Source organism: Pseudovibrio sp. FO-BEG1 (genome assembly GCF_000236645.1).
Classification (GTDB): domain Bacteria; phylum Pseudomonadota; class Alphaproteobacteria; order Rhizobiales; family Stappiaceae; genus Pseudovibrio.
Map to the genome: position 1 here is coordinate 640,911 of NC_016642.1, position 18,565 is coordinate 659,475.

At 53.1% G+C, this 18,565-nt stretch carries 18 protein-coding genes and 1 riboswitch; of the genes, 9 read left to right on the forward strand and 9 right to left on the reverse strand.

Annotated features, from left to right (window positions below; genetic code table 11):
- The first annotated feature begins 51 nt into the window (after window positions 1-51).
- Together odhB and lpdA are read left to right on the forward strand one after the other, a co-directional pair.
- The gene (gene odhB, locus PSE_RS02995; RefSeq protein ID WP_014283508.1) at window positions 52-1,569 is read left to right on the forward strand and encodes a 2-oxoglutarate dehydrogenase complex dihydrolipoyllysine-residue succinyltransferase; all 1,518 of its coding nucleotides are present in this window, start codon (window positions 52-54) and stop codon (window positions 1,567-1,569) included.
- Between the two features lie 101 nt (window positions 1,570-1,670).
- On the forward strand, window positions 1,671-3,074 hold the full coding sequence (gene lpdA / locus PSE_RS03000) for a dihydrolipoyl dehydrogenase (protein ID WP_014283509.1): 1,404 nt from the start codon (window positions 1,671-1,673) through the stop codon (window positions 3,072-3,074).
- A gap of 77 nt (window positions 3,075-3,151) precedes the next feature.
- Here the strand turns inward: lpdA and PSE_RS03005 are convergent, their stop codons facing one another.
- The 6 genes from PSE_RS03005 to PSE_RS03030 all read right to left on the reverse strand — a co-directional run bounded on the left by PSE_RS03005 (window position 3,152) and on the right by PSE_RS03030 (window position 8,376).
- A complete protein-coding gene (locus PSE_RS03005; RefSeq protein ID WP_041767885.1) occupies window positions 3,152-3,583 on the reverse strand; it encodes a hypothetical protein in 432 nt (143 codons plus the stop codon).
- Between the two features lie 168 nt (window positions 3,584-3,751).
- Window positions 3,752-4,393, reverse strand: coding sequence for a thiamine phosphate synthase (gene thiE / locus PSE_RS03010; protein WP_014283511.1), 642 nt, complete (start codon window positions 4,391-4,393; stop codon window positions 3,752-3,754).
- Window positions 4,377-5,189 (reverse strand): hydroxyethylthiazole kinase, encoded by an 813-nt coding sequence (thiM, locus tag PSE_RS03015; RefSeq protein WP_041768849.1) that lies wholly within the window; start codon window positions 5,187-5,189, stop codon window positions 4,377-4,379. The genes thiE and thiM overlap by 17 nt, the downstream gene beginning before the upstream one ends.
- 75 nt (window positions 5,190-5,264) lie before the next feature.
- A riboswitch (TPP riboswitch) is annotated at window positions 5,265-5,365 on the reverse strand.
- Window positions 5,366-5,424: 59 nt separating this feature from the next.
- Complete coding sequence (locus PSE_RS03020; RefSeq protein WP_008548504.1) at window positions 5,425-6,384, reverse strand: tyrosine recombinase XerC; 960 nt, start codon at window positions 6,382-6,384, stop codon at window positions 5,425-5,427.
- An 81-nt stretch (window positions 6,385-6,465) separates the two neighbouring features.
- On the reverse strand, window positions 6,466-7,551 hold the full coding sequence (locus tag PSE_RS03025; RefSeq protein WP_008548429.1) for a phospholipase D-like domain-containing protein: 1,086 nt from the start codon (window positions 7,549-7,551) through the stop codon (window positions 6,466-6,468).
- 90 nt (window positions 7,552-7,641) lie between these two features.
- Window positions 7,642-8,376: an endonuclease gene (locus PSE_RS03030; RefSeq protein ID WP_008548485.1), complete on the reverse strand. Its 735-nt coding sequence runs from the start codon at window positions 8,374-8,376 to the stop codon at window positions 7,642-7,644.
- A 288-nt stretch (window positions 8,377-8,664) separates the two neighbouring features.
- Here PSE_RS03030 and PSE_RS03035 point away from each other — a divergent pair, with 288 nt between their 5' ends.
- Window positions 8,665-9,219, forward strand: coding sequence for a transglutaminase domain-containing protein (locus PSE_RS03035; protein ID WP_014283514.1), 555 nt, complete (start codon window positions 8,665-8,667; stop codon window positions 9,217-9,219).
- A 48-nt stretch (window positions 9,220-9,267) separates the two neighbouring features.
- Here PSE_RS03035 and PSE_RS03040 read toward each other — a convergent pair whose 3' ends face one another.
- On the reverse strand, window positions 9,268-9,756 hold the full coding sequence (locus PSE_RS03040; protein WP_208998073.1) for a DUF523 domain-containing protein: 489 nt from the start codon (window positions 9,754-9,756) through the stop codon (window positions 9,268-9,270).
- A gap of 118 nt (window positions 9,757-9,874) precedes the next feature.
- Entirely contained in the window at window positions 9,875-10,528 is a 654-nt protein-coding gene (gene fsa / locus PSE_RS03045; protein WP_014283516.1) for a fructose-6-phosphate aldolase, read from the reverse strand.
- Between the two features lie 258 nt (window positions 10,529-10,786).
- Here fsa and PSE_RS03050 point away from each other — a divergent pair, with 258 nt between their 5' ends.
- The 6 genes from PSE_RS03050 to PSE_RS03075 all read left to right on the forward strand — a co-directional run bounded on the left by PSE_RS03050 (window position 10,787) and on the right by PSE_RS03075 (window position 18,128).
- Window positions 10,787-12,964 carry a primosomal protein N' gene (locus PSE_RS03050; protein WP_041768850.1) on the forward strand — a complete coding sequence of 726 codons (2,178 nt, stop codon included), beginning with the start codon at window positions 10,787-10,789 and terminating at the stop codon, window positions 12,962-12,964.
- 214 nt (window positions 12,965-13,178) lie between these two features.
- Window positions 13,179-13,739: a F0F1 ATP synthase subunit delta gene (locus tag PSE_RS03055; protein ID WP_008548376.1), complete on the forward strand. Its 561-nt coding sequence runs from the start codon at window positions 13,179-13,181 to the stop codon at window positions 13,737-13,739.
- Window positions 13,739-15,268 carry a F0F1 ATP synthase subunit alpha gene (gene atpA / locus PSE_RS03060; RefSeq protein ID WP_008548515.1) on the forward strand — a complete coding sequence of 510 codons (1,530 nt, stop codon included), beginning with the start codon at window positions 13,739-13,741 and terminating at the stop codon, window positions 15,266-15,268. Before PSE_RS03055 ends, atpA begins: the two co-directional genes overlap by 1 nt.
- A 33-nt stretch (window positions 15,269-15,301) precedes the next feature.
- The gene (locus PSE_RS03065; RefSeq protein ID WP_008548310.1) at window positions 15,302-16,189 is read left to right on the forward strand and encodes a F0F1 ATP synthase subunit gamma; all 888 of its coding nucleotides are present in this window, start codon (window positions 15,302-15,304) and stop codon (window positions 16,187-16,189) included.
- A 25-nt stretch (window positions 16,190-16,214) separates the two neighbouring features.
- Complete coding sequence (atpD, locus tag PSE_RS03070) at window positions 16,215-17,639, forward strand: F0F1 ATP synthase subunit beta (protein WP_014283519.1); 1,425 nt, start codon at window positions 16,215-16,217, stop codon at window positions 17,637-17,639.
- A gap of 81 nt (window positions 17,640-17,720) precedes the next feature.
- Complete coding sequence (locus PSE_RS03075; RefSeq protein ID WP_008548358.1) at window positions 17,721-18,128, forward strand: F0F1 ATP synthase subunit epsilon; 408 nt, start codon at window positions 17,721-17,723, stop codon at window positions 18,126-18,128.
- 138 nt (window positions 18,129-18,266) lie between these two features.
- Here the strand turns inward: PSE_RS03075 and PSE_RS03080 are convergent, their stop codons facing one another.
- Window positions 18,267-18,482 carry a hypothetical protein gene (locus tag PSE_RS03080; RefSeq protein WP_014283520.1) on the reverse strand — a complete coding sequence of 72 codons (216 nt, stop codon included), beginning with the start codon at window positions 18,480-18,482 and terminating at the stop codon, window positions 18,267-18,269.
- Window positions 18,483-18,565 lie beyond the last annotated feature (83 nt).

Sequence of the window (18,565 nt, forward strand, 5' to 3'; positions counted from 1 at the left end):
TAAAGTCCGAGAGGCCTTTCAGGGGCCCTGAAACGAAAAGAGATAGAGACAATGGCGACGGAAATTCGAGTACCCACTCTGGGTGAATCCGTAACCGAGGCAACAATCGCTCAATGGTTCAAAAAACCGGGCGATGCGGTGAATGCAGACGAACCAATCGTTGAGCTGGAAACAGACAAGGTAACTGTTGAAGTGCCTGCTCCTGTTGCTGGCAAGCTGGAAAGCATCGACGTGAAAGAAGGCGACACTGTAGAAGTTGGCGCACTTCTTGGCGCGATCGCTGAAGGCGCTGCTGGCGCAGCAGCTGCTCCAGCAGCTAAGGCTGAACCGGCTGCATCTGCAGCACCTGCTGCCGCTGCTGAGACAATTGAAGTTCTCGTACCTTCTGCTGGTGAAAGTGTCACCGAAGCTGAAGTTGGCGAGTGGTCCGTGAAGGTGGGTGATGTTGTCAAAGCAGACGACATTCTCGTTGAACTGGAAACTGACAAAGCTGCTCAGGAAGTACCTAGCCCAGTTGCTGGTACTGTTGTTGAGATTGCTCAGGCAACTGGCGCAACTGTTGAGCCAGGCAACCTGCTCTGCAAGATCGCTAAAGGCGAAGGCGCAGCAGTTGCTGCTGCAGCAGCTCAGGCTGCCGCTGCTCCTGCACCAGCAGTATCCGGTTCCAGCATGCCTCCTGCACCATCTGCAGCGAAAATGATGGCTGAAAAAGGCCTCTCCGCTGATCAGGTTGCAGGCTCCGGCAAGCGCGGTCAGGTTCTCAAAGGTGATGTTCTCGCAGCTGTAGCTGCTGGCGTAACCGCTGCTCCTGCAGCAGCTGCTGCACCGGCTCCTGTTGCTGTTCGCGCACCATCTGCTCCGGCTGATGAAGTTCGTGAAGAACGTGTTCGCATGACCAAGCTGCGCCAGACCATTGCGCGTCGCCTGAAAGATGCTCAAAACACCGCGGCTATGCTGACCACTTACAACGAAGTGGACATGAAGCCGATCATGGATCTGCGCAAGCAGTACAAGGACATCTTCGAGAAGAAGCACGGCGTTAAGCTCGGCTTTATGGGTTTCTTCACCAAAGCAGTGACCCACGCTCTCAAAGAAATCCCAGCTGTAAACGCTGAGATCGATGGCACCGACATCATCTACAAGAACTTCGCACACATCGGCGTTGCTGTTGGCACACCGAAGGGTCTCGTTGTTCCTGTGGTTCGCGATGCTGACCAGATGTCCATCGCTGAGATCGAAAAAGAGATTGGCAACCTCGGCCGCAAAGGTCGTGACGGCAAGCTCTCCATGGCAGACATGCAGGGTGGCACCTTCACCATCTCCAACGGTGGTGTTTACGGTTCCCTGATGTCCTCTCCAATCCTGAATGCACCGCAGTCCGGTATCCTCGGCATGCACAAAATTCAGGAGCGTCCGGTTGCAATCAACGGTCAGGTCGAAATCCGTCCGATGATGTACCTAGCTCTGTCCTACGATCACCGTATCGTTGACGGCAAAGAGGCAGTGACCTTCCTGGTTCGCGTTAAAGAGAGCCTTGAAGATCCACAGCGTCTGGTTCTGGACCTCTAATATAAGCGTGCCCGGCACTGTCCGGGCACATTTGCTTTAAAGGGTGATTGGCGCACTTATCTCGTCGCTGCCTTCCCCCGACTACTTACAGGGATTAGCAAATGTCCTACGATCTCGTTGTCATCGGAACAGGCCCAGGTGGTTATGTTTGTGCAATCAAGGCAGCTCAGCTCGGCATGAAAGTCGCCGTTGTTGAGAAGCGTAAGACCCATGGTGGTACTTGCCTGAACATCGGTTGTATTCCGTCCAAAGCCCTGCTGCATGCCTCTGAAATGTTTGAGGAAGCAAGCCACAGCTTTGAAACCCTCGGCATTAAAACTTCCAAGCCAAAAGTGGACTGGAAGGCAATGCAGGCACACAAAGACAAAGTCATCGATGGCAACGTAACCGGCATCGATTACCTCTTCAAAAAGAACAAGATCGACGTTCACAGTGGTGTTGGCCGTGTGCTCGGCGCTGGCCGCGTAGAAGTGAAAGCTGAAGATGGCTCCACTTCCATCGTTGAGACCAAGAACATCGTTATCGCAACCGGTTCTGACGTCATGCCTCTGCCAGGCATCGAGATCGATGAGAAGACCATCGTATCTTCAACCGGTGCTCTGTCTCTGGAAAAAGTGCCTAACCGCATGACCGTTGTTGGTGCAGGCGTTATCGGCCTCGAGCTCGGTTCTGTTTACGCACGTCTCGGCGCTGAAGTGACTGTTGTTGAGTTCATGGACAAGATCCTTGGCCCAATGGATGCAGACGTTTCCAAGCAGTTCATGCGCATGCTGAAAAAGCAGGGCCTGAAGTTCAAGCTGTCCTCCAAGGTAACAGCAGTTCAGAAAAAAGGTCGCTCTCTGGAAGTGACTGTAGAGCCTGCAGCTGGTGAAGCAGCAGCTGAAACTCTGGACGCTGATGTGGTTCTCGTTGCTATCGGTCGCCGTCCTTACACTGAAGGCCTCGGCCTTGCAGAAGCAGGTGTTGAACTGGACGAGCGCGGCCGCGTGAAGACAGACAACCACTACAAAACCAACGTTGATGGCATCTACGCGATCGGTGATGTGATTGCAGGTCCGATGCTTGCTCACAAAGCTGAAGACGAAGGTGTTGCAGTCGCTGAGATGCTCTCCGGTCAGGCTGGTCACGTAAACTACGACGTCATCCCAGGCGTTGTTTACACCTCTCCAGAGGTTGCCAGTGTTGGTAAGACCGAAGAAGAGCTGAAAGCTGAAGGCATCAAGTACAAGTCTGGCAAGTTCCCGTTCTCCGCAAACGGTCGTGCAAAAGCAATGCTGCACACCGACGGTTTCGTGAAAGTTCTGGCAGACGCAGAAACAGATCGTGTTCTCGGCGTTCACATCGTTGGCTTCGGTGCTGGCGAGATGATCCACGAAGCATGCGTTCTGATGGAATTCGGCGGATCTTCAGAAGATCTGGGTCGCACCTGTCATGCGCACCCAACAATGTCCGAAGCAGTGAAAGAAGCTGCTATGGCGACATTTGCAAAGCCAATTCATATGTAATTTGAGTTGATCAGATGAAGAGAAAGCCGCTTCAGGAAACTGAGGCGGCTTTTTTTATCGCTGTAAAGAAAGCAGCTTTACTGACGGATCAGGATGTAACTGCGCGTCTTGTTGGGAATGGTCGGGTCATGGTTCTCGGTCCGCACATAGGCCTGAATACGCTGACCCATTGGCCGTAGTTCAATATACTGGGCCTTAAAGAACCCACCGAACCGAAACGTCAAAACACCAGAGAAACTCAACTGCCCCGCAGCCCAGCCCCATTTGCAGTCTCGGGGAGAACAGCTTGTAAAAGCACGGGCGCGAACCACCAGTTGGTTATCAATGCACTCGCCTTCCACCTCAATCTGAGAAAGCTCTTTCAGCCGTGCCTTTGGGTTCTCCCATTTGCCGAGCTCTGCCATTTCAGATTTGCGGATTTCACAGGCGGTTTGGGCTTGTCCTTCAGAGACAAAGAAAGCGAATGTGCTGAACAGCGCACACACGAACGTTGTTTGACTAAGCTTCATGACGAACGGCCCCCCGCCAGAAACGCACCTCAGAGGAAAACACTGGTGATGCGTTTAAAACAAAAGCTTGGAGCGATTTGCATGAACTCAATGAATGCACCAAGCTTCAGTTCTCTCATATATCAATGTAGATGGGCTCTGTGAGGAGTAAATGCGTGTTTTATCCTATCACCCTAGGTCTTTTACGCTTTTGACGATTTCCTGAAGCTTGCGCGTAGCTTCTGCAGCACTGGGTGCCCCACAGATTGCTGAAATGACAGCAACACCATCAGCCCCAGCCTTGATCACCTGATCCGCATTGGCAAGAGAAATTCCGCCAATCCCAACAACAGGTAGCTGTGATTGAGCAGTTAAGTCAGCAAAGTTTTGCATGCCCACATCAGCTGCATCATCCTTGCTGTTGGTCGGGAAGCATGCGCCGATGCCGAGGTAATCACAGGCTGCAATGTCCGCAGCATCTAGCTCATCCTGAGTGCTCACCGAAAGACCGAGTAGCTTATCTGCCCCGATCAGTTCCCGTGCTTTGGTGGCGTCCATGTCATCTTGTCCAACATGAACTCCATCAGCATGAACGGCCAGGGCAACATCTACGCGGTCATTGACGATCAAAGGCACATTGAGCGGTTTAAGCGCCTGCATCAGCCGTTCTGCCAATTCAATCTGCTCTTTGGTACTGCCGGTTTTATCGCGCAATTGCACCACAGTAGAGCCGTTTTGAGAGGCTGCGACTGCGATGTCGACAGGGTCCTGGCCAGGGCAGTCTTGCGGCCCCAGCACCAGATATACGGAAAGATCAAGCAACGGCTTCATGCATCTCAACCTGAGCTGTTGTTTTGAGGATATCATCGTTCAGCTGATAGAGACCGTTGATGATATCCAGCTGCAAACTTGCTGGTCCTGCGGTATCTTTCGCAGCAATCTCACCAGTTACACCGAGGAAAACCATTGCATCGACTGCAGCATCAAACGGATCATCGCAAACTGCGAGCGTTGCGCCAGTGAGGGCCGTCGCTGTGCAACCAAGGCCGGTCACGTACGGCATCATCTTATCCCCGTTTGCGACTTCAGCCGTGCGTGTGCCGTCAGTGATGAAGTCGACCGGACCAGAGACAACAACCACAGCTCCAGTCTGCTTTGCCAGCTCTTTCGCACCAGCCAGAGCAGTCTCAGAGCTATCCGTGCTATCAACGCCTTTTCCGCCTGCACCCTGACCGGCAAGTGCCATGATTTCAGAGGCATTGCCGCGAATAACGCTCGGCTTATTCTCCAGCAGTTCAGCAGCAAGCTTAGTGCGGAAGGTGAGGGCGCCGACAGCCACCGGGTCCAGCACCCATGGACGATCTGCCTTGTGAGCCGCTGCTGTTGCCAACTTCATCGCCTCTGCTTGCGCAGGGGTGACTGTGCCCACGTTGACCACTAATGCCCCTGCAACACTTGCAAGTTCAGGAGCCTCTTCTGGTCCATCTACCATGGCAGGGGAAGCGCCAATCGCCAGCAAGGCGTTGGCTGTAGTGTTCGCCACCACGATGTTCGTCATGTTATGGACGAGTGGACTGTTTTCACGAATTGCGGAAAGAGTTGCGCAAGCGCTTTCGACACGACCCATTTTTATCCTCGGTCTTGTTGTGCGAAAGAGAGCTGGTGTCAGGGCCTTGGCATACTGCCAGAAGAAACTGTCCCCCAACACAGTGTGAGTGCTCCCTTCGCTGGAATTATCCAGATCAGGTTCATCGAGTATGATCTCAGCCACGACACAAGTGTCGGGCACCCCGTTTCACAGCTCTGAACCTAAGGGGTCTGCCGGAGGAGATCAAGGCGATGTGGAGGAGGGGGACAACCTATCAACGACGTGGATGTGCTTTGTCGTAGGCATCCAACAGCTGTGCACTGTTCACTTCCGTATAAATCTGCGTGGTAGAAAGGCTTGCGTGGCCCAGAAGCTCCTGAATGCTCCTCAAATCCCCGCCTTCAGACAGTAAATGCGTCGCAAAGGAATGGCGCAAAGCATGGGGAGTAGCCGTATCCGGAAGCCCGAGTGCACTGCGGATTTTTTGCATGGCCAGCTGGATCATGCGTGCGTTGAGCGCGCCGCCGCGAACACCGCGGAAGAGGGGCGAGTTCGCTGAAAGGTCATAGGGGCATTGATCTTTGTAAGCTTCGATAGCTTCAACGACCACAGGCAGAACTGGAACAAGCCGTTCCTTGTTGCCTTTGCCGCGCACTTTCAAAGACTTATCGCCTTCTTTCGGTGCCGTAGCAGGTGTCAGAGACAACGCTTCCGAGATACGAAGTCCGCAGCCGTACAGGAGAGTAAACACCGCAGCATTGCGCGCTTCAACCCAGGGCGTGTCCTCGAAAGCCAGATCGCTGCTGACAATCGCTTTGGCTTCCTCAACGGGGATAGGCTTGGGTAAGCTGCGGGGAAGTCTCGGCGTACGCACCGCTGCAGCACCGGCCGCATTCACCTCGCCGCGCTCCTCCAGAAACGAGAGGAACGAGCGAATACCAGCCAGACCGCGAGCAAGCGTCCGCGTCTGCGCGCCGTCTTTCCGACGCGTTGCCAGAAAGCCGCGAAAGTCTTTTGGTTTCAACGACTCCAGATGCCGCAGAGCAACTGGCTCACCCTCATAACTGGTCATGAAACGCAGGAACTGACGCGTGTCGCGCTCATACGCTTCCAGTGTCCGCTCAGCCAGTCGCCGTTCGGAGCCAAGATGATCAATCCAGTCTTCAATCGCTGCGGTAACATCTGGTTTGCAGATGATGAGTAAGTCTTCGCCGCTATCCAGGGAATTTGCCATTCGCCAAGTGTAAGCGCCAAATCTGGCTGAATGGTTACCAAAAGATAAACATTCACGCCTTTACGAAATGGCTGAGCAGATTTAGTCGATCACGATTGGTTCCCCGTGGTCGCTGATGATCCGGTCAATCTCCTGCCGTGCCGCCATCGCAAACCGTTTCTGGTTCTCCGTTGGGGCAACGGAATCCCCCAGAACAACGATATTCTCGTCATTAAACCGGTTCGCAGGGCCAGTGTAGTTGAAACTGCCAACAATCATGATGCTATCGTCAATCACCATAAGCTTATGATGCAGCTTGCCAATCCGGCTCGATCCGCGAACGAAGTGCAGATCAGCGCCAGCTTCTGCAAGAGGCTGCGTCGCGGCCCAATCCTGCCCGCCTTGCCGGGCGTCAAGAGCACCGCGCACCTGTCTTCCTGCTTCCATCAGCAGCAACATGGCATCATCAATGCCGGAGCTTTTGGAGAAGGTGAAGATCGCAAAGTCCACCCGTTCCTTAGCTTTCGTCATCTGTTTGGTGACTTCCATCTCCGGCGCATGGTCCGGCGCAAAGCAAACTTTCACGCGGATGTCGTCAACCACCACCTCTTTCGGTGTGTTTTCGGACTCATTCTCATCCACGCTGTAGCGGCCAAATCTTCCGCGTTTAATCTCCCTGAATTCCCGCTCAAAGATGTCAGCGACCTTCTCATCCTTGATGATAAGAAGATGGTTCAGATTGCGATGCGTGCCGGTCTCCGTGAAGTTTGTGGAGCCGGTCAGAACAGCATTGCCGTCACGAATGATGAATTTCTGATGGAATATCCGTGGGTTAAAATCCGTCCGTACCCACACTTTGGAACGCAGTAGCGCCGCATGAAGCTGGCGGTTCACCTCGTTCTCAACACGAGGGTCACTGGTATGCGGGTCATCCGCAGGCTCATCCACGCTTAGATAATCCGCCTCGGATACCACTCGCACCCGCACGCCGCGCCGTTTTGCGTTAATTATTGCGTTGGTTATGCGTTTATTGTCTATTTCTTGAATTGCTATGTCGAGACTTCGCACTGCAGCATCGATAAACGCAATAATCTCGCCCTCCAGATCATCCAGCGGATTATCCGGCAAATGATCGAGGACTGTTTTCGGACCAACGAGGAATTTCAGATTCTCGGTTTGAACTGCCATTGTACCCTCCCAGCGTCATAACATCTTACCCTAGGGTAGATGATGTGTCGGTACACAATTATGACGGTAGGAAGTGAAATTGATGGCGGGTTAGAAACCTACCGAGATAAGCGGGTTGGTGTTGCCCTGAATTTCCAAAATACGCGCATCTCGCAATTGCTCTTCTTCTGAGACTGGATCCTCAGCCATCCACTGGTTGAACATCTTCACCTCTGTCTCTGTCAACGGCATGCCATAGGTCTCCTGCATGTAGAGGTAGATCCGTGCGATATCCCCGCGTGTCTCAGCCATTGGCTCGGCAACTTTTCGTTCCCGGTCAATCTCAAAATCACAGGCGCCGTAAGTCCGATCTTCCCCTTCAATCACAGCGAGGCGGAAGTTGGAGCGATCACCATTCAACTCGCCAACCGCTGGGACCAGATTGTGCAGGTCGGCTTCCATGCGTTTGAACTCTTCATCCACCTTGGAACAGCATCGACGACCCTTGTAAGCCTTGCCCTTCTTGGTGGTGCAGGCCGGATCACCCTCTGTCCAACAAGCGCGCGTTTTGCCAAAGCGAGAGGCAGGAACGATGTGCTCCCACTCAATCCGCTTACCGCGCTTGGCATTCTTACGAGGCTCATACCCGCAGCTGTCTGCATCAACTTGCTTCTCTCCATTATAGGAGCAACCGCAATAGAAGGTCTCACGATACTCTTCTGATGGATAAATATGCTTTTCCAACAAGCGCTTGGCCTGAGAGAAACTGGTTGGTGGTGCAGCAAAAGCTGAAGCAGCCCAGAAGCAAGACAGCAGGGCAGCGAAGAGTACGATGAGTTTACGCATGAAGAGGTCTTTCGAGATCACCATCAGAAGCTGGCGCGGGAGCGTTAAGAAACTCCTGCCAACACTGTTTGACGCGGTGGATACTGGTTTGTGCCGTTCCACTTTGACCGAATGAATGGGTGTGAACCTTGCCGAGGGTGATGAAGGGGAGGGAAACAGTCCTTAGCGAAAATACAGAGCCTAAGGCTTTGCTTATGAGGCTTTTCGGGAAATACTAGCTGCTTCTTATTTTGAATAGGGAGCAATGACAGCTAAGTGAGGAAATACAAAGAATTTCTGCAGAAAATTATGTGGGAGAATAGCTTAGGGTCTCTTCCGCAGATTTATCACCACGTGCGCAACATCCCATACGGTTCAACTGGCAACCGAGACCCAGAGGCTGTTTATACAAGCAACGTTGGTTCCTGCTCGGGGAAACATATTCTGCTGAGAGACTTTCTCCGTGAAGCTGGGTATCAGGCCGAGATCATTACGATGTTCACCTACTTCAACGAGAGCACACCTATTCATGGAAGTTTTCCAGCAGAGCTCAAAGCAATCGCTGCTCGTGAGCGCGTGCCGGACTTTCACCACTATGTGCGGGTGTTAGAGCAGGGGAAATGGCTCAATCTGGATGCGACCTGGCATGATGAAGTTGCGAACTTCGGTTTTAAAGTGAATCAAGATTGGAGTGGCTCAAATCATACTACGCTTGCATCAGTTGCTGAGCGTGAATACCCGGCTACGGAGAACATAATTGATTTGAAAGCAGATCTTGTCTCGAACCTGCCTCAAGACCAGCGTGATTTACGCGCAAAGTACTTCCGGCTTATGACGGAATGGATTGCAACACATGCATCGTAGAGCGGAAAAGAGTGAGGCATCCGCGCTCTTAATTCCTTTGCCGAACATTTAGCGGCGCAACTGCTCGGCCAACTCATGGATCTGATGCTGAGCAAACACCTCAACGCCATGATGACGCAAAGCAGCAGTTACAACACCCATCCCGGAACGGGTTTGCCCATCGTGATGGCCACTATAGATGAATGAGCTCCCGCAGGATGGGCTGCCATCTGTCAGCAAGGCAAAACGGCAACCTGCTTCAACGGCGGTCTTTACAGCTAAGTCTGCTCCAAGCCGAAATTGCTCGGTGACATCACGCCCGGTATTTTCATAGATGCTGCCGTTCCCTGCAAATACATCTGTGCCCAGCTGACCAGCTTCGATTTCTGCTGGTGGGCGTGGAGTTTGAAAGCCCGCGGCGACTTCAGGACAAAGTGGCACCAGAATGCCAGCAGTCTTCCATTCAGAGAGCAGGGTGCTTTCAAGGGATAAGCCAGTGCCATTGTAGCGAACTGGTTGACCCAGCAAACACGCGCTTATCAGGATCTTCTCGGGCATATTATCGTAAGCTCGAACTTTGATGGGCTTGGCTGGTTTGCCTGCACCATAAAACAAAAAAAGCGCAGGCCGGAAGGCCTGCGCTTAATATCATCGCTACGTGCGAGGAATAAAGAGCTTAAACGATGCTCTGACCAGTTGCTGCCCAGTCTTTCATGAAAGCTTCCAGGCCTTTGTCTGTCAGTGGGTGCTTCACGAGGCCCTTCAGGGTCGCTGGTGGAATGGTAGCAACGTCAGCGCCGATCAGCGCACAGTCTTTCACGTGGTTTGCAGTACGGATAGAAGCTGCAAGAATTTCAGTGCCAAAGCCGTAGTTGTCGTAGATCTGACGGATTTCAGCGATCAGGTCCAGACCTTCAACATTGATGTCGTCCAGACGGCCGATGAATGGAGAAATGAAGGTTGCGCCAGCTTTTGCAGCCAGAAGAGCCTGGTTTGCAGAGAAGCACAGGGTCACGTTGGTCTGCACGCCTTTGTTCGCCAGTACGCGACAAGCCTTCAGGCCTTCCAGTGTCAGAGGCAGCTTGATGCAGATGTTGTCTGCAATTGCGATCAGCTCTTCAGCTTCTTTCAGCATGCCTTCTGCGTCTGTCGCAACAACTTCAGCAGAAACAGGGCCATCCACAAGCTCGCAGATCTCTGCGATGACTTCTTTCATTGGACGGCCGGATTTCATGATAAGAGATGGGTTGGTAGTAACACCATCGAGAAGACCGGTTGCGGCCAGCTCTTTAATGTCGTTGGTGTCAGCTGTATCAACGAAGAATTTCATGCCAAAAAGGCTCCTGATTTCGTAGCAGCCTCTCGTAGGGTAGCGGAGGCCTTGGGAGTGAATTCCGGTATGTGTTTAGCCCAGAGTGCATAGAAACAACAAGAGTAAAACCCGCTAAAGCGTATTCCCGAAGAGAGCACTTCAGTTTTAGGATAAGAATGCGCCACAAAACCAACTGGTGCTCAACAAGGCCCACCAATCTTTAACAAGGAATGGAGTTTCGTGACTCAGCAAGAGGAGTTTTTTGGCAACGACCAGATGTGTGAGTCAGAGGTGATTGTGCCGGTGCTGGTTCCCGTCGCCGTGGCAGGTGCATATTCTTATAAAGTACCAGCTGATATGGACGTTCGCCCCGGTTCCATCGTGCGTGTGCCTCTTGGTCCGCGCGAGGTGATTGGTGCTGTTTGGGATGGAGAGCCGGATACAAAGGTTAACCCCAAGAAGCTGAAAAGCATTCTGCATGTCTACGACACGCCTCCAATTGCTGAAGATCTTAGGAAATACATCGACTGGGTTGCTGCCTGGACGCTGGGCGCTCCGGGCATGGTGTTGCGCATGGTGCTGCGCTCCGAAGAAGCTCTGGAACCGGAACCGCTGCTCTCCGGTGTTCGATACATCGACGGTATGCAGCCAGACCGCATGACGCCAGCCCGTTCCAAGGTGATGGAGCTGGTCGAAAACGGCATGGCATGGACCCGTCCCGGTCTGGCCGGAGCCGCTGGCGTGAGCTCCTCGGTGATCGATGGGCTCAAAAAGCAGGGCGTGCTGGAAGAAGCCATGCTGCCTGCAACGCCGCCCTTGCCAGATCCTGACCCAACATTGCCAGGCCGAAAGCTGACAGATCTTCAGCAAGGCGCCGCGAATCAGTTGTGCGAAGCCATCGGCAAAGGGTTCAAGGCCTTTCTTATTGATGGAGTGACAGGATCGGGGAAAACCGAAGTCTACTTCGAAGCCGTCGCCGAGACCCTCAAAAACAATGAGCAGGCGCTGATCCTCATTCCGGAAATCGCGCTCACGACCCAATTTCTGAATCGATTTGAAGACCGATTTGGCGTCAGACCCGCCGAATGGCACTCCCAGGTGCCCCCAAAACGACGCGCAAGAACATGGCGCGGAGTCGCAAATGGTGAAGTGAAGGTCGTTGTCGGCGCGCGCTCGGCACTTTTCCTTCCTTTTCACAGGCTTGGTTTGCTCGTCGTGGATGAGGAGCACGATACAGCCTACAAGCAAGACGACCGCGTTCCCTACAACGCTAGGGATATGGCCGTTGTTAGAGGGCATATCTCTGGTTTTCCTGTGGTGCTTGCCAGTGCAACACCATCTGTGGAAAGTCAGGTAAATGCGAAACTGGGCAGATACACGAAAATCGTGCTCCCAGAGCGTGCTTCCGGTGCGGAAATGCCGACCATTAAAGGCATCGATATGCGATGTGATGGGCCTGAACGAGGCAAGTGGCTGGCTCCCGCATTGGTCAACGAAATCCAGCAAACGCTGACCAATGGTAATCAGGTTCTGCTGTTTCTGAACCGTAGGGGTTATGCCCCACTGACCCTGTGCAGAACCTGCGGCCATCGGTTCCATTGTGAAAACTGCTCAGCTTGGCTTGTAGAGCACCGCTTTAAGGGCAAGCTCGTATGCCATCACTGCGGCTATTCACAGCCTATTCCGGATAAATGTCCCGAATGTAGCAACTCCGATTCACTCGTTGCATGCGGTCCCGGAGTGGAGCGAATTGCTGAAGATGTCTCAGCGTTATTTCCCGAAGCGCGGGTGCTCGTTCTCTCCTCTGACTTACCGGGCGGCACAGAGCGTATAAATCGCGAAATGAAGCTCGTTGAAGAGGGCGAAGTCGACATTGTTATCGGCACCCAATTGGTCGCAAAAGGGCATAACTTTCCACTAATGACGCTTGTAGGGGTCGTTGATGCTGATTTGGGCCTCGCAAATGGCGATCCAAGAGCAGCAGAGCGCACCTTCCAGCTTCTTGCGCAGGTGACAGGACGTGCAGGCCGAATACACGGAAAAGGCCGCGGTTTGCTTCAGACTTACAACCCTGATCAGCCCGTTATTAAGGCACTTCTCTCCGGAAATCCCGAGGAATTTTACGCTGCGGAAATCGAGTCGCGTGAAAACGCTGGCTTGCCCCCGTTCGGCAGACTCGCTGCTTTGATTATTTCCGGCCCCGACAGATCGCTCACCGAAAAATTTTCTAAATCTCTTGCAGTAAATAGTCCTAGTTCAGAAGGCGTCCAAATCCTCGGTCCGGCAGAGGCTGCAATGGCTCTTGTGAGGGGCAGATATCGCTTCCGTTTGTTGGCAATCGCGCCCCGGAGTGTTGATTTACAAGGCTTTCTGAGAAACTGGTTGTCTGTTGCACCCAAGCCAACCGGCGGTATCAGAGTGCAGGTTGATGTTGACCCCCAAAGTTTCATGTAGTGCTGCGCAGAAAGTTTGGCACCTCAATGTATGCGTTGGAATACCTACGCCATGTTGCAAGGCGGTCACGCGTGTGCTATGCGAAGCGCGGCTTTATCGGCACAGTTATCTCAGATTGTGCCATTCAAATTGAATTAGACGCGACTTATCAAGGATTTGGATTTCCGGCGAGCCAGCCGCCAGAATCTTGAATGCGCGGGAGAGCACGGATCCAGTGACTGACAACGTATCTCTCATTTCAGGCGTGGCCTTGCGTTATGCTTCTGCGCTGTTGGACCTTGCTGAGGAGCAGGGTGCGACGGCAGAGGTGGAGAAGGGTCTCGACCAGTTTGAGGCACTCTTAAACGAGAGTGCTGATCTTGATCGTCTTATCAAGAGCCCCGTTTTTAGTGCAGACGCCCAAACAAAGGCGATCTCTGCTATTTTGGAAAAGGCCGGAATTTCTGGCCTGACCGCAAATTTTGTGAAGTTGGTTGCCCAAAACAGGCGCCTCTTCGCCGTTCCAGGCATGATCCAGGCTTTCCGTGCGCAGCTCGCTGCAAAACGTGGAGAAGTTACTGCTCAAGTAACCTCTGCAACGGAACTGACTGCTGAGCATGTCGCTGCTCTCCAAGAAGCACTCAACGCTTCTACGGGCAAGAACGTGAAGATTGTAGTGAAGGTGGACTCATCCATTCTAGGTGGTCTGATCGTGAAGATCGGCAGCCGGATGATTGATACGTCACTGCGTACCAAGCTTAACTCTCTTAAGTTCGCGATGAAAGAGGTCGGCTGATGGATATTCGGGCCGCGGAAATTTCCGCTATCCTCAAGGACCAGATCAAGAACTTCGGCCAAGAAGCTGAAGTGACTGAAGTTGGTCAAGTTCTGTCCGTAGGCGACGGCATTGCCCGCGTTTACGGTCTGGACAACGTCCAGGCAGGTGAAATGGTTGAATTCCCAGGTGGTATCCGGGGAATGGCATTGAACCTTGAAACTGACAATGTCGGTGTTGTTATCTTCGGTAACGACCGTGACATTAAAGAAGGCGACACGGTAAAACGTACCGGCGCTATTGTGGAAGTTCCAGTAGGTAAGGGTCTGCTGGGTCGCGTTGTCGATCCACTCGGTAACCCAATCGACGGCAAAGGTCCGATCGAAGCTACTGAACGTCGTCGCGTTGACGTGAAGGCACCAGGCATTCTGCCTCGTAAGTCCGTTCACGAGCCAATGTCCACGGGTCTGAAAGCGATTGACGCTTTGATCCCGATCGGACGTGGTCAGCGCGAATTGGTGATTGGTGACCGTCAGACCGGTAAAACCGCAATCATCCTCGACACCTTCCTGAACCAGAAGCCTTTGCACGCATCTGACAACGAGCACGACAAGCTGTACTGCATCTACGTTGCAGTTGGCCAGAAGCGCTCAACTGTTGCTCAGTTCGTTAAAGCTCTGGAAGACGCTGGTGCTCTGGAATACTCCATCGTTGTTGCTGCAACTGCATCCGATCCTGCACCTCTGCAGTATCTGGCGCCGTTCGCAGGTACCACAATGGGTGAGTACTTCCGCGATAACTCCATGCACGCTGTGATCGGTTACGATGACCTGTCCAAACAGGCTGTTGCTTACCGTCAGATGTCCCTGCTGCTCCGTCGTCCACCAGGACGTGAAGCGTACCCAGGTGACGTGTTCTACCTGCACTCCCGTCTGCTCGAGCGTTCTGCGAAGCTGAACGAAGACCACGGCCTCGGTTCTCTGACCGCGCTGCCAGTGATCGAAACTCAGGCAAACGACGTGTCCGCGTACATTCCGACCAACGTGATCTCCATCACCGACGGTCAGATCTTCCTTGAAACTGACCTGTTCTTCCAGGGCATCCGTCCTGCGGTTAACGTGGGTCTCTCAGTTTCTCGCGTGGGCTCTTCCGCTCAGGTTAAAGCTATGAAGCAGGTTGCTGGCCCGATTAAGGGTGAGCTGGCTCAGTACCGTGAAATGGCTGCGTTCGCGCAGTTCGGTTCTGATCTGGATGCAACCACTCAGAAGCTTCTGAACCGTGGTGCACGCCTGACCGAGCTGCTGAAACAGCCTCAGTTCTCCCCGCTTAAGACGGAAGAACAGGTTGCAGTTATCTTCGCAGGTGTGAACGGCTACCTGGACGACCGTCCAGTAAGCGACGTCCGCGAATTTGAAGCTGGCCTGCTGCGCTTCCTGCGTGCAGAACATGCTGACCTTCTCTCCACTATCTGGGAGAAGAAAGCACTCGACGCCGATTTGACTGACAAGCTGAAAGCTGCACTGGACGCTTACGTCAAGACCCTCGGTTAATTCGAAGCAACGGGATAAGGAACGAGAGCGCCCATGGCGAGCCTCAAGGACCTAAAAAACCGCATCGCTTCGGTCAAAGCGACGCAGAAAATCACCAAGGCCATGAAAATGGTGGCCGCGGCGAAACTGCGTCGTGCCCAGGATGCTGCAGAAGCCGGTCGTCCCTATGCTGAACGCATGGCGACAGTACTTGGCAATCTTGCAGCTGGGTTCGAAGGTCGAGATGATGCGCCGAAGCTGATGACGGGTACCGGACAGGATCAGACACATCTGCTCCTCGTCTGCACAGCAGAGCGTGGCCTCTGCGGTGGTTTCAACTCGTCAATCGCACGTCTGGCACGTGAACACGCTGATAAACTCCTTGCTGAAGGTAAGACGGTTAAGATCGTCACCGTTGGTAAGAAGGGCTATGACGCCCTGAAGCGTGGTTACAACCAGCACATTGTAGAGAATATCGAACTGCGCGGTCTGAAATCGATCGAGTACGGTGACGTCAAGCACATCGCTGACCTCGTTATGGAAATGTTCTATGACGAAAAATTCGATGTCTGCACACTGTTCTACGCGCAATTCCAATCGGTAATCAGTCAGGTTCCGACCGCAAAACAGCTTATTCCAGCTCAGTTCGACTCTGCTGGTGACGCTGATAACGGTTCCTCTGAGGATGCACTGTACGAATACGAGCCAGGTGAACAGGAGATCCTTGAGACTCTCTTGCCACGCAACATCGGTATTCAGATCTTCAGCGCAATCCTTGAAAACGGTGCCTCCGAGCAGGGCGCGCGTATGGCCGCAATGGACAACGCAACGCGCAACGCCGGCGAGATGATCGACAAACTGACAACGACATACAACCGTCAGCGTCAGGCACAGATCACGACGGAACTGATTGAAATTATTGCGGGCGCGGAAGCGCTCTGACCGAGTTGAGACGAGGATTTAAGTGATGGCTGACACGAAAGTCGGACAGATCACGCAGGTAATCGGCGCTGTTGTCGACGTTCACTTCGATGGTGAACTCCCTGCAATTCTGAACGCTCTGGAAACTGACAACGGCGGTAACCGTCTGGTTCTCGAAGTTGCTCAGCACCTGGGCGAAAACACAGTACGTACAATCTGCATGGACGCTTCCGAAGGTCTCGTCCGTGGTCAGGAAGTACGTGACACTGGCGAACCTATCGCAGTTCCAGTTGGTGACGGCACTCTGGGCCGCATCATGAACGTGATTGGTGAGCCTGTTGATGAAGCTGGTCCAATTGAACATGATGCCAAGCGCGGCATCCACCAGGAAGCTCCTGCTTTCGTAGAGCAGTCTACAGAAGCTGAGATCCTTCCAACCGGTATTAAGGTTGTTGACCTTATCGCTCCTTACGCAAAGGGTGGTAAGATCGGCCTGTTCGGTGGTGCGGGTGTTGGTAAAACAGTTCTCATCATGGAATTGATCAACAACGTTGCTAAAGCGCACGGCGGTTACTCTGTATTCGCTGGTGTTGGTGAGCGTACTCGTGAAGGTAACGACCTTTACTGGGAAATGATCGAGTCCGGCGTTAACAAGGAAAAAGGCGGCGAAGGTTCTAAAGCTGCTCTTGTTTACGGTCAGATGAACGAACCTCCAGGAGCACGTGCACGTGTTGCTCTGACTGGTCTGACCATCGCGGAAGACTTCCGTGATAAAGGCCAGGACGTTCTGTTCTTCGTGGACAACATCTTCCGCTTTACCCAGGCTGGTGCTGAGGTGTCCGCACTTCTCGGACGTATTCCTTCTGCTGTGGGCTACCAGCCTACACTTGCTACCGACATGGGCGGCATGCAGGAGCGTATTACGACCACTTCCAAGGGTTCTATCACCTCCGTACAGGCCGTTTACGTGCCTGCGGATGACTTGACTGACCCTGCACCTGCTTCCACATTTGCTCACTTGGACGCGACAACGGTTCTTAACCGTGCGATCGCTGAAAAAGGCATCTACCCTGCTGTGGATCCACTGGACTCTTCCTCTCGTATGCTTGACCCGCGCATTATCGGTGACGAGCACTACGAAGTTGCGACAGCTGTTCAGGAAACACTTCAGCGCTACAAGTCTCTTCAGGACATCATCGCCATCCTTGGTATGGACGAACTTTCTGAAGAAGATAAGCTGGTTGTTGCTCGCGCACGTAAGATCGAGCGCTTCATGTCCCAGCCGTTCTTTGTTGCTGAGGTCTTCACTGGTTCCCCAGGTAAACTGGTTGCGCTCGAAGACACCATCAAAGGCTTTAAAGGCCTTGTTGCTGGTGAATACGACCACCTGCCAGAAGCTGCATTCTACATGGTTGGCTCTATGGATGAGGCAATCGAGAAAGCTGCGAAACTGGCTGAGGACGCTGCTTAATCTCGGTTCTTTTGAACCGGTGACTTCTTTGGGTGACGCATAACCTGCGTCACTCTTAGAAACGGATAGAGGATGAGCTAAATGGCTGAAGCATTTCAGTTTGAGCTGGTATCACCAGAGCGCCTTCTGCTCTCAGCGAAGGTTACCGATGTAACCGTACCTGGTTCTGAAGGTGAGTTTGGTGTTGGCGCTGGTCACTCGCCGTTCTTGTCAACCATGCGTCCGGGTGTTGTTAAAGCGCTCAGCGAAGATGGTTCCAAGCACGATTACTTCGTGCGGGGTGGTTTTGCTGACGTTTCCGCGTCTGGCATGACTGTTCTGGCGGAACAGGCGATCCCGATGGCCGATCTTGATGCAGGTTACATCGCACAGCAGATTCAAGATGCGAGTGAAGATGTAGCTGATGCAAAGGACGAAGATGCACGTCAGGCTGCACGGCTGGTACTTTCCCAGCTGCAGGAGCTGCAGGCAGCCCTCAAAGCTTCCTGATTGCATTTCCTATGCCAAGAAAAACAAAAGCCTCGGCAGTGCCGAGGCTTTTTTGTATCTGCAGTGCAGATTAAACAGGGCCTGCGATTTATAGCAAAATGCCTAAGGGCGCAGGGAAGGGGTACACAGCCCAGTTGATTAGGCTGCGATCCGCTTTTTATTAGCTGCCGCATTTGCTGCGCGCATTTCCTCAGCACGTGCTTTACGCTGCTCAGGTGTTTCATAAACAATCGTGCGATGATACTCGCAGTAGGAGCCATTCTCAGCGCGGTTGGTGCATGGGAAAGTGTAACTTCCGCTGTCGCCTTCAGTCCACTTGCACTGGCCCGCTTTCGGCATAACTGGTGCTTTCATCTACCTACCCTTGTTCTTTGGAGCCATAGATCAAAGCCTGCATGCACGCGGGAGGAGCGTGAAAGCCATGCTCGCCGTTGGAT